Here is a 14,968-nt window from a genome sequence, read left to right as displayed (position 1 = left end):
AAAAATTATTTACATATGAAAAAAGTAATGACCCTATTGCTGCTTACCATGGTTACCATGACCTCACAAGCACAAGAACTAAAACAAATTCCGTATCAAGATGGTGAGCAAAAACTCAACGGATTGATTACCGCCAATACGGCAAAAAAAGGAGCAGCTGTCCTCATTCTCCCGGCATGGAAGGGAATTGACAACGAAGCGAAACAAGCCGCATTACAACTGGAAAAAGAAGGCTACATTGCTTTCATTGCTGACATTTACGGTGAAGGGAACATTCCCTCAGACAACACGGCAGCATCGAAAATTGCCGGACATTATAAAACCGACTATAAGGCTTATCAGCATCGCATCACGCTAGCATTAGAACAACTAAAAAAAGAAGGAGCGGATCCCAACAAGATTGCTATCATTGGCTACTGTTTTGGAGGTACCGGCGCGCTCGAAGCCGCAAGAGCGCATTTACCCGTCAATGCAGTGGTCAGTATTCATGGCGGCCTATCCAAATCTGCAAACAGACCCAATGGTGCTATCAAAACAAAAGTGCTTGTTGAGCATCCTGCCGACGATAAAAGTGTATCCAAAGAAGATTACGATGGGTTGGTCAACGAATTAAATGAAGGAAAAGCAGACTGGCAAATAGTTACCTATGCAAATTCAGGGCATACGTTTACGAATCCAGAGTCTCCAGAGTATAATCCAGTGATGGCCAAACGCGCCTGGGCGCATACGTTATTATTTTTGAAAGAAGTGTTAAACTAGCTAGCAAAACCTACGACAGCAATATCTCTACACATGAATGATAACTTGAAGCTGAAAATCTATCCGACTATTGTTTATTTCTTGATATTGCTGTTGTAACCCGTCCTTTATAATCACTAAAGATAGCAAGCCCTCAAAACCAGGGTACAAATCGTGTCGCAAATCGTGGGACAAATCATGGGACAAACTTTTCAAAAAGGAGAAAAAGAGTGTGAATACATACATTTCTTCATTAATTTTGAAAGCAAAAAAGGTCGAATTGAGAAAAAGAATACTGCTAAGTCAACGTCATCCAATCCTCTACTTTCTTGCGGTATGCATACGAAGAATTTACCGAAAAGCCGGCTGGCTGTTGGATGATAAAAAATACGCGGCTGTTAAATTAGCTGAGAAACTTCCCTTCCGCGTTAAAAAACACCAGTCTGTATTATTAAAAAAACTGGGCGAAAACAACATGCAATTGCAGATCAATAAAGTTACCAATCTGAAAATTGCAGCGTCACAGATCACGAGCATTCTGATCAGGCCCCAAGAAACTTTTTCATTTTGTAAATTGGTAGGACTACCTACCGCAAAAAAAGGGTATCTGCCTGGAATGGAACTTTCTTTCGGCGAAGCGCGAGCGGGCATTGGCGGTGGAATCTGTCAAATATCAAATCTCATCCATTGGCTTGTCCTTCATAGCCCGCTTACGGTCACCGAACGCTACCACCACTCTTTTGATCCTTTTCCCGATGATGGCCGTGTACTACCTTTCGGTAGTGGCGCTACGGTATTTTATAACTATAGGGACTATCAGTTCACTAACAATACCCCTTACACCTTTCAAATAAATCTGTGGTTTACCCACAAATGTTTAGAAGGTGAATTGAGAATCGACCAAGAGTTGGATTTTGCGTACCATGTATTTGAAAAAGAGCACCAATTTCTTAAAATAGACAATCAATTCTTTCGGAAGAATGAGATCTGGCGCGAGAAGTTTTTAAAATTTCAAGGGGGAAAGATTTTAGAAACAGAACTTTTAACCAAAAATTTTGCGCGAGTTACTTATACCCCGGATGAATACACTGAAATTAGTTCCGACTGAAAGGCGCAATTCATTTTCATGATGATGATGCACCCTCTTTTAATATGAAAAGTCCACTTTTTTGTTTAAGTTTGGAATGGCTTTGGGGGTATTCTGTATAGAATTGAGATAGTCCCTTTGAACCTGATTCGGTTTATACCGGCGTAGGGAAAAGCAACAATCCACTGTACAGCATATCTTTATACTGCACAGCCCATCGCTCTTCCTTCCCTCAAAGCCACACGAATATAGCTTAACATGCAAAAACAATGGAAGATTCTATTATCAATTTACTGGAGCAGGTGAGGATTGAAAAACCGCTCGTGCATAACATCACAAACCTCGTTGTGATGAACACTACGGCCAACGCACTTTTAGCCTTAGGAGCATCCCCCGTAATGGTACACAGCCCATTGGAAGTACGCGAAGTTGTCGATATTTCACAAGCGCTCGTCATTAATATCGGTACTTTAAGTGAACATACAGCCGAAGCCATGCTGGTCGCTACGGAACACGCCAATACCATCGGACGACCGTGGGTATTGGACCCTGTTGGTGCCGGGATATCAGCATTTCGCAATGATCTACTTTCCAACCTACTAGCGCTAAAACCAACAGTAATCCGTGGCAATGCATCGGAAATCATAACGCTTTACAATTCCAACCAACCAAATACAAAAGGAGTTGACAGCACCGCGGATAGTAAAGATGCGCTCAGGTTTGGAAAGCTATTGCAACAGCATACGGGCTCCATCATCTGTATTTCTGGAAACATAGATTACATCCTTTCGGAAAAACACACGGTTGAAGTGTATAACGGCCACCCATTAATGACGCAAGTGACGGGACTTGGCTGTAGTGCTACTGCCATCATTGGTGCATTCCTAGCTGTTACAGATCGCTATTTTGAAGCTGCTGCCGCAGGGGTCTCCCTCTTGAGCCTGGCTGGAGAGCTCGCAGCCCAATCGGCTAGTGGGCCGGGTACCCTGCAATTGCATCTTTATGACGAACTCTATCGGCTCAATGCAGATCGTATACAATCAAGTCTCAAGATCAAACGATATGCACATTAATCCGCTTTTCCCGTATCCTTTGTACTTAGTCATCTCCGAGCGGGATTGTTATCCCAAAAATTGGCTTAAGGTCGCCGAAGAGGCTATTATTGGTGGAGTTGATCTGATTCAATTGCGCGAAAAAGCTGACGATGCAGCCGCATTTTTGGATAAAGCCGTCCGTTTGAAAAAACTAACCGATCATTATGGTATTCCGCTCGTTATCAATGATGCCGTAGAAATCGCTGCCCAAATCGAGGCATGGGGAATACATGTGGGTCAAAATGATTTGCAGCCGCTCGCTATTCGCGAAAAATATGGTGATAAATTAACCATTGGATGGTCTATAGAAGCTGTGCAACAGCTAGAGAGCCAACAGATGTTATTCGTCGACCACCTCGGTGTAAGTCCCATCTTTTCAACACCTACCAAAAGAGATACTGTTACTGAATGGGGAATTACGGGTTTAAAGCAACTTCGGAATAGTACCGAAAAGCCATTGATTGCGATCGGAAGCATAAATTTCCAAACCGCACAACAAGCTTGGAACGCGGGAGCAGATTCCATCGCAGTTGTTTCGGCCATATGTCAAAGTGCGGATCCCAGACAGGCCAGTGCACAATTAAAAGCATTACTAAAATGACAAAAAACAAAAAATATAGGGTCCCTACTGTACTCAGCATAGCGGGATTCGACGGAAGCGGCGGAGCCGGCATACAAGCTGATACCAAAACGATATCAGCACTGGGCTGCTATGCCATGAATGTTTTAACCGCACTCCCCGTTCAGAATACACAAGGTGTGAGACGTATTTATGAGATACCTACCTCGGTTGTACAAGACCAGCTGGATGCAATCTTTGAGGATATCTATCCCGATGCAATCAAAATAGGCATGGTGCACAATATAGAGCTTGTAGTACTTATCAGTAACTATTTAACAAAGTATAAGGGACCTATCGTATTTGATCCGGTCATGGTATCGACGAGTGGGCACAAACTTATTCATGACGACACCATTCAGGCCTGCGTAACACGTCTTTTTCCCTTAGCAACACTGATTACACCAAATTTAGATGAAACGAGTGTCTTAGTCGATGAACCTATTCATACTATTCAAAAGATGGAAAAAGCTGGAAATAGTTTACTGGCCGCAGGTTGTCAATCTGTTCTGATTAAAGGTGGACATCTCGAGAGTCAAGAGTTAACATCGCTCTTATTTCAACAACAAAAGCCTCCAATTGAATTCAAGTCACAAAAAATTAACAGCAAAAATACACACGGTTCCGGTTGTTCGCTCTCTTCAGCAATTGCGAGCCAGTTGGCACAAGGTGTTGCTCTCGATCGCGCAGTAGACATCGCACTGTCCTATATACACGCGGCGATAGTGGGAAGTAAAGATCTCCGCATTGGCAAAGGAAATGGGCCATTAAATCACTTCCATACCCCCCTTAAACTGATACAATATGAACTGGACTGATCATGCCTGGAATGCTATAAAACCAATTTATTCAGATATACTTGCTATGCCATTTATCGTTGAGCTTAGTGATGGTAGTCTCCCCCTGGATAAATTTCAATTTTACATGCAGCAGGACGCTTTTTATTTGGAAGAGTTTGGTCGCGTGCTTGCTTTTATTGGTGCTAAAAGCACAGATTACCAACAGGCATTGGACTATTTCGAGTTTGGACGCAATGCACTTCTTGTTGAAAGAGCACTGCATGAAAATTACTTTCGAGCATTTGGTTTAACATCTGAAGACAACAGCAGCAAAATTGAGCCAACCTGCCATCACTATATCCATTTTCTCAAAAGCGTAAGTGCCTTTGAGAGCATTGAAGTCGCTATGGCGGCAACACTCCCTTGTTTTTGGATTTATAAGGAGGTTGGAGATCACATTGTGTCGACCGCAAATACGCAGGGAAATCCCTATTCCAAATGGATAGAAACGTATAGCGGTGACGATTTTGCGCAGGGAGTAATCAAGGCCAAAAATTACGTTGACAAAATTGCTGCGGAAACTACTGCAACAAAACGGGAGAAGATGCGACAAGCATTTATAACAGCTTCCCAATTAGAGTATCAATTCTGGTTAGCAGCCTATACAAGAAGGGTATGGTAAAAAGAGTATGGTAAGCAGCCCACTGTCCGAAACCGAACAGTGTATGTTCAAAAATGAGCATTAACAAAAATAGCACTCAGGAACAAAACCAATGGTAATCAATAGGTTAAACGGATTTAAAGTTTTGGCATTACTATTATACTACACAATAAGGTGTACGTGTAAGCACATAAGATAGTACAAAAGGGAAAATTTTAAACTAACAACAGTAAAATAATGAAAAGAATCTTAACTATTGCCTTTATTTCATTTCTATATATAGCTCAGGCACAAGAACGAGAAACACGCAAAATCACTGCTCCAGATGGCATTTCATCGGCAACTTCATTACGTGTAGATTATATTCACTCGAATCGCAACGAGGTTGTTGTTGAAGCGGATAATCCCGAACATTTATCCCTTATCGAAACGACTGTAAAAAACGGTACACTGTATGTACAGTATAAAAGAAACAGTTCAATCAGAAATGCGAAAAACAATCGCGTAACTGTCTACTCGAGCAAGATACCGACGCGTTTTTCGGCATCATCCAGCAGTTCGATCTATACGGATGAAACGATTAAGGCAAACAAAATTTCTGTAGACGTATCGTCTTCAGCCAGCGTATCTCTGAAGAAAATAGTGGCAGATGACATCAACCTTGCAACAAGTTCTTCGAGTAAATTAACAACCGAAGTGAGCAGTAAGAATTTGCAGGTTTCGGCAAGTAGTTCATCCAGGCAGAACATTTCAGGGAATGCTTCAAATTTAAATTTGAGCACCAACTCATCCGCATCGGTTGATATGAGTAGTTTTACAGCGACAAATGCTCAAATACAAGCAAATTCGTCTGCAAATGTTATGCTCAGCGTGAAAGAAAACTTAAAAGGAAAAGTTTCTACATCTGCGAAAATTGTATTAAAAAATCAACCCAAGAATGTCCAGGTTGACAAATCAACTAGCGGCAAAGTAGTGATGTAATTTTTAGTGTGGTCTTGAAAAAGACTGTTTATTTATGTTTAATGTTTAGTTAGCAAAAAGGTGGTACTTCCCCGGTATCACCTTTGCTTTTATCGACCTGTTTGCTCCCACTTCTCCTTCTAAATTTACAGATTGATCACCTTAAAAAACCAGTATCAGGAAATTAATGAGAACGATAGCAACACCAGATCTTTGCTCAAAAAAACTATTTTAGGTCTCGGTTTCAAGACATTTTTGTATATTAATATGCATATAAATGACAAACTTTTGGAGTAATGAATAATTTTTTAGGGACTTGTATAAAACAATTTCAATATTATAAATCTTTGGGTGATAAAACATTTGCACAATTGAGTTCTGAACAACTCTTTTGGCAACCCAATGATTCGAGCAATAGCATTGCATTAATTGTTAAACATTTAGGTGGAAATATGCTTTCCCGATGGACCGATTTTCTCACCACCGATGGCGAAAAACAAAATAGAAACCGGGACCAGGAGTTTGAGAACAGCTGGGTAGATCGCGATGAGCTTATTACCTATTGAAATGCCGGATGGGCCTGTCTATTTCAAGCAATTGAATCGCTCGAAGAAGAAGATCTCCCTAAAATCATTTATATCCGTCATCAAGGACACACCGTTATGGAAGCTATCTTACGGCAGCTAGCACATTATCCCTACCACATTGGGCAGATTCTTTATATCGGAAAAATATGTTTGGATGATACATGGTCATCCTTATCGATACCCAAAGGGCACTCCCATTCCTATAATGAGGAGAAATTCAGACAGAAAAAGCAACAACAGCATTTCACCTCCGAATTTCTGCAGGAAGACCGGAAGACTACACCTTAACATTAAAATACAATCAGGGCTGGCACTATAAGTGTACCAGCCCTGATTGTAAACCAACTCTAATCTTAAAATACGATGATCGAATTAATTGTCCGGCCGTATTAGCGATGTAAATCAAAACGATCTAACTCCATCACTTTAGTCCAAGCCTTCACGAAATCTTGTACGAATTTATCTTTCGCATCGTCACTTCCATATATTTCGGAAACTGCTCTCAACTCCGCATTCGATCCAAAAACAAGGTCTGCCCGTCCCGCTTCCCATTTTTTAACACCGGATTTACGATCTGACCCTTCAAAAATCTCCCGATCCTGCGAGATGGCTTTCCAAGTTGTCCCCATATCCAATAGATTAACAAAAAAGTCGTTGGTCAATTGGCCCGGGCGATCTGTCATTACGCCCAGTTGAGAACCGTCAAAGTTCGCTTGAAGAACCCGCATTCCGCCAATAAGCACAGTTAATTCCGGTACAGAGAGTGTAAGCGATTGTGCTTTGTCAATCAATAGGGACTCGGTAGATACGGTATAAGCGCCTTTACGGTAGTTTCTGAATCCATCTGCAATTGGCTCGAGATATCCCACAGATTCAACATCAGTTTGTTCCTGAGATGCATCCATACGTCCGGGAAGGAATGGAACTTCGATGTCATGTCCAGCCGAACGAGCTGCCTGTTCTATCGCTGCAACTCCCCCTAAGACAATTAAATCGGCCAAAGAGATTTTCTTTCCAGCTTGTTGTTTTCCATTAAAATCGTGCTGAATTTGCTCGAGAGCAGTAAGCACTTTTTGTAATCGTGTCGGATTATTAACTTGCCAATAACGCTGTGGAGCCAGACGTATTCTAGCGCCATTTGCCCCGCCTCGCTTATCTGATCCGCGAAAGGTAGATGCCGAAGCCCAAGCTGTTGTTACAAGCTCAGCTATACTGAGCCCAGTATTCAATATCGTCGTTTTCAACGCACGAATATCATCCGAATCAACGAGCGCATGATCAACAGCCGGAATGGGATCTTGCCACAATAATTCCTCAGTCGGAACCTCAGCACCGAGATAACGTTCGCGCGGTCCCAAATCACGGTGTGTTAATTTAAACCAAGCCCGGGCAAATGCATCGGCAAATGCTTCTTGATCTTCATAAAATTTACGCGAGATCTTTTCGTAAACTGGATCAAAACGTAAAGACAAATCGGTAGTCAGCATCGTTGGCCGCCGCTTTTTACTTGGATCGAAAGGATCGGGAATAGTCGAATCGGCACCTTTAGCTACCCATTGGTGTGCCCCTGCAGGACTTTTTGTTAATTCCCATTCATTCTCAAACAGATTTTTAAAAAAGAGATTGGTCCACTCTGTTGGCTTTTGTGTCCAAATAACCTCCAGTCCGCTGGTAATAGCATCTGCTCCCACTCCACTGCCATAAGTGCTTTTCCAACCAAGGCCCTGTTGTTCTATATCAGCAGCTTCTGGTTCTTTTCCAACATTGTCGGCAGGCCCCGCGCCGTGAGTTTTCCCAAAAGTATGTCCTCCAGCGATCAAAGCGACAGTTTCCTCATCATTCATAGCCATCCGACCAAAAGTATCCCGTATATCTTTTGCTGCAGCAATCGGATCAGGATTTCCATCCGGTCCTTCTGGGTTCACATAAATCAATCCCATTTGTACCGCTGCCAATGGTTTTTCAAGATTGCGGGTGTGTAATTTACCGTCTGCATCATCATCGGCCGACAGTACACCGTGTGACTTCATTACGCCTTCCGAACCATCGGCATAGCGGATATCTCCGCCCAACCATGTGGTTTCAGACCCCCAATATACATCCAGTTCTGGTTCAAAAGAATCGACGCGTCCACCGGAATAACCGAAAGTTTTGAAGCCCATGGACTCTAGGGCAACATTACCCGTTAATATCATTAAATCTGCCCAAGAAATATTTTTACCATATTTTTGTTTGATAGGCCACAACAAGCGACGCGCTTTATCTAGACTCACATTATCTGGCCAGCTATTTAGAGGTGCAAAACGCTGTTGACCAGATCCTGCGCCGCCCCGACCGTCGCTTACCCGGTAAGTTCCTGCACTATGCCATGCCATTCGGATGAATAATGGACCATAATGTCCAAAATCTGCCGGCCACCAATCATGAGAATCAGTCATCAATGCATGTAAATCTTTTTTTACAACTTCCAAGTCTAGTTGTTTAAACGCTTCTGCATAATCAAAGCCTTCATCCATTGGATTTGACTTGCTCGCATGCTGTCTCAACAGGTCTACACGTAGTCTATTTGGCCACCAATCTTGATTCTGAGTTCCACCTCCTGCGACGGATTTGCGCATGGTACCATTGTGAAAGGGGCATTTGCTAATGTCTTTTTCGTTGTTGTCCATATTAAAAGAAAGTTTTTTTATATAATACTTTAATTGATCAAATTGTTTGATTTTAACTTTCATAAAAGTACATAAATACAGTCGATCTGTTCCATCGAATGATTTGATAAACCATAGACAAAACTTATACCATAACAGCTGTACTATCTACATAAGTGATAATAGCTTTTCAACATTTTAAGCTTCGTATAATGGAAAGTGGTATCGTAACCATACGGAGAAATAAAAAAAGGACAGCTAATTTCTATATGCTGCCCTTTTTCAAAATCAGCTCAAATACTGATTTACGTTTACTATTGTTACTAATCAATAACGACCTCTTGTGGTCTCGCTACCTTTTCAAGATCTTTTGGGAGAATGACCGTCAACACCCCATCCTCAAAACTGGCCTGTACATTATCTGTAAGCACCTGTTCATTTAATTGGAATTCACGCTCAAATGCTAATCCAGCTTCCTCTTTGTAAATATAATCTATGGAATTGTCTTGTCTATTCGCTGTACATAAAATTTTAAGCACTCCTTCTTGTATGCTGACTTGGAATTGTTCTTTCTTGCGACCAGCAGCAAAAAGCTGTACTTCAAAAAATTCTTTATTCTCAACAATATTTACAGGAAAAAATTGCTGTCTCCGTGCGCTTTGCATGGGTTCGCCATCAAAAAAATGCTGCTGAAATTTTTCAAAACGGTCCTTAAAATGCTTTCCACAAAATTTATCAGGATTTGAATATCCGCTGCTGTAATTATCTCTTTTAAACATGTCTTTAATTTTTAATTTTGAATACTAAATGTCAATTGATGATCGCAGGATTGCATTGGCAATTGCGATTCTGCAACTATTAATAAACAGGAACTATTGTTGCTTTCTTATAACGTCTTTTTGCATTTAACGGCACGATCGCTACGACTGTCTCATAGTGACGCTGAACATTCGGGCGCACTGGAGGGGTGTCCATTTGGAAAGCCCGCCGATCTCTCGTACGCATTCTTGCTGCGGCAAAGGTTACTATACCAAACAGCACTGTTCCAAACAACAAGAGTTTAAAGATCGTCCCAATAAGTAGCGTTGCTAATCCTGCTATTGCCGTAAGCACGATCAGGCGCGGCAATATAAATCGAAGTTTATTTTTCATTTGAATACATCTTTTTTAAGGTTTCCGTAAGCACATACCTTCATTTGTCTGAAATTGTACTTCTTCTTGACCTTCATATTTGTAATTAATTAGTGTCGCCAACATCCATTCTGACAGATCATCGCGTTCTGTTATTTCTTTCGGTATATCGACATAAAAAAGGCGCCTTTATAAAAGAAGACGCCCAAAAACAGTTTTTACTTTAAAATTTTTATTGTTTTTTCATAATCCGCATCGTCCGCTGAAACGACGCTTCCATTCCTCACGCAAACGCTCCCTCTCCTCTTCGGAGAGATCCGCTTCTTTTTCGATGTGACTCGGAAAACTCTTTCGGAATCTCCCCCCCCCCGGTTTACCAAATCCTCTGCCGAACAGGATTCTTGAAAAAACAAAGAGTCCTAGTGCCTGCCAATAGGTAATTGCTTTTAAATTGAAAATGTCCACCATTAACGTATTCCATAAATATTGAAGCAACGCTACCAATAAAAAAACACCCACGATAATAGCGACAAACACAAAAGCGAATTTACCCTTCCGCTGTCTTTTCATTCTTCCAATCATAGCGTAATCCTTAAAATTTTAATTCTTCATACAAACTCCGCAACCGTACTCTTAGATGCTTCACTGCATACCCTTTGCGGCTAATGATGGTCTTTAAATGCTCATTTTCCATCACGGCAATTTCTTGAAGCGTTTTGTCTTCCAATTCATTCAACATAAAAACCCGTCTTTGTTTTTCTGGCAATTCGTCCAATGCTTTCATCAGTTCGTCCCAAAAAATATCCTTAAATAATTTTAGCTCGGGATTGTTGGAGTCATCAGCCAAAAGAAACTGACGGATAGGAAATGAACGCTCACTATCATCGTCGCCTGCGATCAGATCATCAAGTGATTCACTTTTCTTTTTTCGATAGCTGTCGGTAATTTTATTGCGTGTAACGGCATAAAGCCAGGCCCCAGCATTCTCCAGTTCATCCATATTGGTCAAACGGCTGAATTGATACCAAACTTCCTGTAAGATATCCTCTGCATCCTCAGTTTTCTTTACTTTACCCTTAACAAAACGCAGCAGCTGACTCCCATAAGTCTTAACGGTATCCGTAAATGATCTGGAATTTTTCTCTGCCATATGATTTTGGTATGCAATGTCCATAGCAGCCTAGACGAACCAGCAAAACTTTTACTTTAAATTATTTACATCACTCTCTTCTCGCTCACCCCGCATCATGAACAACATGTCAAATTTCTTTTCTTCTTGTTTTGTGTACGCTTTGTGTATTCTAAATTAAGTAAAATCTAAAAAACAGCCTCAAACAACACAATTAATAGCGCTATTTTTTTGTCCCTATTTTAGGCAATAACAGTAATGCTCCTGAAAGCTATAATGATTACTGACCTTTTAAATACCATAAATTTGTCTTACTTTACTATAAATAACAAAACGCATCATGAATAGGGTATCGTCAGATTTTTATGTCATTAATACGGCAGAAAATAAGTATAAAATTTCTTATAACTTCTATGAACCTACAGATCATCCTGTATTGGCCACGATACTCATCATCCATGGTATGCAAGAGCATAGTGGTCGATATCAGGAACTGGCCAGTTATTTGACAGCGCAGCAATTCGCTGTTTTAACGTACGATCAATTGGGACACGGATTAACAGCTTCACAACCTGATCTTTTAGGCTATTTTCAAAAAGAAAAGGCTAAAGAACAACTTATTGATGACGCCATTACAATGAGTAACTTCTTACGTGAAACCTATCCGCAACTTCCTCAATTTATTTTAGGGCATTCCATGGGATCCTTTGTCACACGCTGTGTTTTGCAAAAAATTGGCTGGCAATTTAAGGGGGCCATTATCGTGGGGACAGGCCAACGTCAAAAAGGATCCATGGCCTTTCGCCTTTTACTCACTCTTCTCAATAGTATTGCCCCTAAAGAAAGAAGTAAATTGATCAATCGCATTTTTGACAAACGTAATAATGCTCGATTTAAGAACGAGCCTAACCAAAATAACAGCAATTGGTTAAGCGTAAGGAAGACAAACCGTATTTCATTTTTGGAAGATCCACTTTGTGGGGGATTGTTTACCAACAATGGGTTTCATACCGTATTAGACCTTTCTTTGCAAGCGACAGCTATCGAGGCTACCAAGAATATCCCAAAAAATCTACCAATTGTATTTATCAGCGGACAAGATGATACAATAGGAGATTTTGGAATAGGCGTTGAAAAAAGTGCGGCACAGTTAAGGGCACAGGGACAGACCGATATAACCCTTAAATTATATGCAGGCATGCGGCATGAAATTCTTAATGAAGACTGCAAAATGGAGGTATTCCAGTTCATCAGTAGCTGGCTTCATCGCCATTTACTTTAGTTTCCGACTGTAATATTTCCGAATAGGCTCATCTAAATAGTTAAAGACTAATAAAGATAAAAAAATCAACAACAGCATTCCAATAACAATAATCACAGCCATTTGCTTATTCGATGGGTGATTAAGTTCTACATAGCTCATAAAAATCCAGATAAATGGATAATGAATGATATAGAGCGGATAGGAGATATCACCTAAAAACTTGTATAACTTCTTGACCCCTCCAAACACAGGCTGCCCTCCTATCCCCAGTAAGAGTAATAAAGGAAAATAGAAGATAACGACAATAGGATCAATGTATTTACCATAAGCTTCAGAAAATGGAATAAAAAATACGGCGGCAAGTAGACCTAGAACACTGAAAAAAGGAAGCTTGTTGGAAATGGCCCAGTTCGATCTAAAAATAAGTAGTCCCATTGAAAACGAAAACCATAAACGAATTCCACCAGCCCAAAAGTTGTCTGCTCCAAAACCGACAGCTAAATAGCCCGAACGAAATGATTCGGCACATAGCGCTGCTGCACCAAGGAGCACTATCCCCCAAAGAAACTTTTTTGGAATCCGTACCAGTACCAAAGCATAGGCTATATTGGCGATATACTCCCAAAATAGCGACCATGTAGGTGGGTTTAAATGAAAAAGATTAAAATAGCGTTCTGGTACAACCGGGTATGGAATCAACGTTATCCCACTAATAAACATCCCCATCTTTTGCAAAACAGAAAATGAGCCAGCCAAACTGCTGAATGGATCGTAAATAAATGCGAATAAACCAATCAACGTACCGATGATAACCAATGGGTGCAATCGCAGCAAACGCAAGAGAAAGAATCGTTTTAGACCGATTGTGGCCAGCTTCTGATCGTAGGCATAGGCAATGACAAAACCCGATAAACAAAAGAAAAAATCAACGGCTAAATAGCTATGTGGAATAAAACTATTGCGATAATCCGGTTGTGCAATTTCCATAAAGTGAAACAGGACGACTGCGATTGCGGCTACCCCACGCATGGCGTCAAGAAGTTCAAAATGTTTCTTCGTTTGATGTATCATATTTTTTATTGGCAGCGAAAATTAAGACCGACGAAGATCGGAGATCCGCTGCTAGCTATTGAAAATTCTATTTAGTATTAAACGTTGGTGTCGGTTGCGGCGCAACACTGCTGGTTGCCCCTTCAATTTTGGGCCAGTCCCTATCCCAAACAACCTGATCCAACAATAGCATCCGGCGATTTCCCCCCGTAGCGACACGAGGCTGCTTTGGATCAATACCATGATAGAGTATCCAATCTTTTCCTTTGTCGTCTGTAATAATGCGCGAAGTGTGACCTGTCCCCACAAATTGATCATTTCCTTTTAACAACAGCGTTCCGCTCCCCCGCTGTGTAAGGTTGCGGCCTTCTTGATCCACATAGGGCCCTTTCAGATCACGAGAGCGCCCCACAAGAACATGATAACTGCTTTTTTCTCCTTCACAACAGGAGCCTTTGGACCCGATAAAGTAATAATACCCTTTCCGTTTATGAATCACAACGGCTTCAAAATCTCCTGCGGCAACTTTAAATTTTTTATTTAAATCGGGTACCGCTGTCCCATTTTTATCCAGTTCAACACCATAAGTCCCTTGCGTATTCGCATCGCTAAAACTGCCCCAGAACAGATAATTACGCCCATTTTCCGTAAAAAAATAAGGGTCTATTGAATTCGGCACATCGATCTCCTTGCTATCAAAAAGTTTACCTTGGTCGATAAAGGGGCCTTCCGGTCTACCTGCTAGGGCTACACCGATACCGGGGTTGGGGTCTCCCCATGTTGAATAAGCATAATATAAGATATACTTACCATTTAACCTCACCACATCTGGTGCCCAGATTCCCCCCTCGGCTTTCCAGCTCGGTTTTGAGCTGAAAGCCGTTCCAATCCAGGTCCAATGAGCAAGATCGGTGGATTGTAGAATAGACACCAAACGTTGTCCCTTTCCGTCGCCCCAATTGTCGGCTGTCCCGTATGCATAGAACATTTTGCGCTGTGGGTCTCTAACGACTGTAGGATCAGCAAGTATGGGCTCAAAAACCGGATTGCTATAGGTTTTATGCTGAGCCGTAGCATCTGTTATTTGTCCCGACGGCTTCACTGAACCTGTAGCGCTTCCACAGGAGCTCAACAGGTTCAGTACGGCAACTCCGCCGATCCAATATCTGAACAACATTGCATTCAACATCTTATTATCTTGTTATATTATTTTCTGCATCA

General features: G+C 41.3%; 15 protein-coding genes, 1 pseudogene and 1 riboswitch. Of the genes and pseudogenes, 9 read left to right on the top strand and 7 right to left on the bottom strand.

Features of this window, described 5'->3' with window-relative positions; translation table 11 throughout:
• Positions 1 to 15 precede the first annotated feature (15 nt).
• The 8 genes and pseudogenes from QE382_RS09165 to QE382_RS09130 all read left to right on the top strand — a co-directional run bounded on the left by QE382_RS09165 (position 16) and on the right by QE382_RS09130 (position 6,813).
• On the top strand, positions 16 to 759 hold the full coding sequence (locus QE382_RS09165; RefSeq protein WP_307185628.1) for a dienelactone hydrolase family protein: 744 nt from the start codon (positions 16 to 18) through the stop codon (positions 757 to 759).
• 259 nt (positions 760 to 1,018) lie between these two features.
• Positions 1,019 to 1,846, top strand: coding sequence for a VanW family protein (locus QE382_RS09160; protein WP_307185627.1), 828 nt, complete (start codon positions 1,019 to 1,021; stop codon positions 1,844 to 1,846).
• Positions 1,847 to 1,920: 74 nt separating this feature from the next.
• Positions 1,921 to 2,013: riboswitch (TPP riboswitch) on the top strand.
• 81 nt (positions 2,014 to 2,094) lie between these two features.
• Entirely contained in the window at positions 2,095 to 2,898 is an 804-nt protein-coding gene (thiM, locus tag QE382_RS09155; protein ID WP_307185626.1) for a hydroxyethylthiazole kinase, read from the top strand.
• Positions 2,888 to 3,520: a thiamine phosphate synthase gene (gene thiE, locus QE382_RS09150; RefSeq protein WP_307185625.1), complete on the top strand. Its 633-nt coding sequence runs from the start codon at positions 2,888 to 2,890 to the stop codon at positions 3,518 to 3,520. Before thiM ends, thiE begins: the two co-directional genes overlap by 11 nt.
• A complete protein-coding gene (gene thiD, locus QE382_RS09145; protein WP_307185624.1) occupies positions 3,517 to 4,356 on the top strand; it encodes a bifunctional hydroxymethylpyrimidine kinase/phosphomethylpyrimidine kinase in 840 nt (279 codons plus the stop codon). Before thiE ends, thiD begins: the two co-directional genes overlap by 4 nt.
• The gene (gene tenA / locus QE382_RS09140; protein ID WP_307185623.1) at positions 4,343 to 4,999 is read left to right on the top strand and encodes a thiaminase II; all 657 of its coding nucleotides are present in this window, start codon (positions 4,343 to 4,345) and stop codon (positions 4,997 to 4,999) included. The genes thiD and tenA overlap by 14 nt, the downstream gene beginning before the upstream one ends.
• A gap of 216 nt (positions 5,000 to 5,215) precedes the next feature.
• The gene (locus QE382_RS09135) at positions 5,216 to 5,959 is read left to right on the top strand and encodes a GIN domain-containing protein (protein ID WP_307185622.1); all 744 of its coding nucleotides are present in this window, start codon (positions 5,216 to 5,218) and stop codon (positions 5,957 to 5,959) included.
• A gap of 275 nt (positions 5,960 to 6,234) precedes the next feature.
• A pseudogene (locus tag QE382_RS09130) lies at positions 6,235 to 6,813 on the top strand (DUF1572 family protein).
• A gap of 101 nt (positions 6,814 to 6,914) precedes the next feature.
• On the opposite strand, the gene katG reads toward QE382_RS09130, so the two are convergent.
• From katG to QE382_RS09105, 5 genes are all read right to left on the bottom strand, one after another.
• Positions 6,915 to 9,194, bottom strand: a complete 2,280-nt coding sequence (katG, locus tag QE382_RS09125) for a catalase/peroxidase HPI (protein WP_307185621.1) — start codon at positions 9,192 to 9,194, stop codon at positions 6,915 to 6,917.
• Between the two features lie 302 nt (positions 9,195 to 9,496).
• Positions 9,497 to 9,952 carry an Hsp20/alpha crystallin family protein gene (locus tag QE382_RS09120; protein ID WP_307185620.1) on the bottom strand — a complete coding sequence of 152 codons (456 nt, stop codon included), beginning with the start codon at positions 9,950 to 9,952 and terminating at the stop codon, positions 9,497 to 9,499.
• A 79-nt stretch (positions 9,953 to 10,031) separates the two neighbouring features.
• The gene (locus tag QE382_RS09115) at positions 10,032 to 10,325 is read right to left on the bottom strand and encodes a hypothetical protein (protein WP_307185619.1); all 294 of its coding nucleotides are present in this window, start codon (positions 10,323 to 10,325) and stop codon (positions 10,032 to 10,034) included.
• Positions 10,326 to 10,547: 222 nt separating this feature from the next.
• Positions 10,548 to 10,886, bottom strand: a complete 339-nt coding sequence (locus QE382_RS09110; RefSeq protein WP_307185618.1) for a hypothetical protein — start codon at positions 10,884 to 10,886, stop codon at positions 10,548 to 10,550.
• A 10-nt stretch (positions 10,887 to 10,896) separates the two neighbouring features.
• Positions 10,897 to 11,454: an RNA polymerase sigma factor gene (locus QE382_RS09105; protein WP_293954602.1), complete on the bottom strand. Its 558-nt coding sequence runs from the start codon at positions 11,452 to 11,454 to the stop codon at positions 10,897 to 10,899.
• Between the two features lie 319 nt (positions 11,455 to 11,773).
• On the opposite strand from QE382_RS09105, the gene QE382_RS09100 reads away from it, so the two are divergent.
• Positions 11,774 to 12,715 (top strand): alpha/beta fold hydrolase, encoded by a 942-nt coding sequence (locus tag QE382_RS09100; protein WP_307185617.1) that lies wholly within the window; start codon positions 11,774 to 11,776, stop codon positions 12,713 to 12,715.
• Here the strand turns inward: QE382_RS09100 and QE382_RS09095 are convergent.
• Entirely contained in the window at positions 12,707 to 13,768 is a 1,062-nt protein-coding gene (locus tag QE382_RS09095; protein ID WP_307185616.1) for an acyltransferase family protein, read from the bottom strand. The genes QE382_RS09100 and QE382_RS09095 overlap by 9 nt on opposite strands.
• A gap of 67 nt (positions 13,769 to 13,835) precedes the next feature.
• Positions 13,836 to 14,924 carry a family 43 glycosylhydrolase gene (locus tag QE382_RS09090; protein WP_307185615.1) on the bottom strand — a complete coding sequence of 363 codons (1,089 nt, stop codon included), beginning with the start codon at positions 14,922 to 14,924 and terminating at the stop codon, positions 13,836 to 13,838.
• Positions 14,925 to 14,968: the final 44 nt, after the last annotated feature.

Source organism: Sphingobacterium zeae (assembly GCF_030818895.1).
Taxonomy (GTDB): domain Bacteria; phylum Bacteroidota; class Bacteroidia; order Sphingobacteriales; family Sphingobacteriaceae; genus Sphingobacterium; species Sphingobacterium zeae.
The sequence above is the reverse complement of the archived record's forward strand: the minus strand, read 5'-3'. Positions and strand labels throughout refer to the sequence as shown.

Coding starts and splice junctions, on each gene's coding strand:
- QE382_RS09165 (WP_307185628.1), top strand. CDS start 16: ATGAAAAAAGTAATGACCCTATTGCTGCTTACCATGGTTACCATGACC.
- thiM (WP_307185626.1), top strand. CDS start 2,095: ATGGAAGATTCTATTATCAATTTACTGGAGCAGGTGAGGATTGAAAAA.
- thiE (WP_307185625.1), top strand. CDS start 2,888: ATGCACATTAATCCGCTTTTCCCGTATCCTTTGTACTTAGTCATCTCC.
- thiD (WP_307185624.1), top strand. CDS start 3,517: ATGACAAAAAACAAAAAATATAGGGTCCCTACTGTACTCAGCATAGCG.
- tenA (WP_307185623.1), top strand. CDS start 4,343: ATGAACTGGACTGATCATGCCTGGAATGCTATAAAACCAATTTATTCA.
- QE382_RS09135 (WP_307185622.1), top strand. CDS start 5,216: ATGAAAAGAATCTTAACTATTGCCTTTATTTCATTTCTATATATAGCT.
- katG (WP_307185621.1), bottom strand. CDS start 9,194: ATGGACAACAACGAAAAAGACATTAGCAAATGCCCCTTTCACAATGGT.
- QE382_RS09120 (WP_307185620.1), bottom strand. CDS start 9,952: ATGTTTAAAAGAGATAATTACAGCAGCGGATATTCAAATCCTGATAAA.
- QE382_RS09115 (WP_307185619.1), bottom strand. CDS start 10,325: ATGAAAAATAAACTTCGATTTATATTGCCGCGCCTGATCGTGCTTACG.
- QE382_RS09110 (WP_307185618.1), bottom strand. CDS start 10,886: ATGATTGGAAGAATGAAAAGACAGCGGAAGGGTAAATTCGCTTTTGTG.
- QE382_RS09105 (WP_293954602.1), bottom strand. CDS start 11,454: ATGGCAGAGAAAAATTCCAGATCATTTACGGATACCGTTAAGACTTAT.
- QE382_RS09100 (WP_307185617.1), top strand. CDS start 11,774: ATGAATAGGGTATCGTCAGATTTTTATGTCATTAATACGGCAGAAAAT.
- QE382_RS09095 (WP_307185616.1), bottom strand. CDS start 13,768: ATGATACATCAAACGAAGAAACATTTTGAACTTCTTGACGCCATGCGT.
- QE382_RS09090 (WP_307185615.1), bottom strand. CDS start 14,924: ATGTTGTTCAGATATTGGATCGGCGGAGTTGCCGTACTGAACCTGTTG.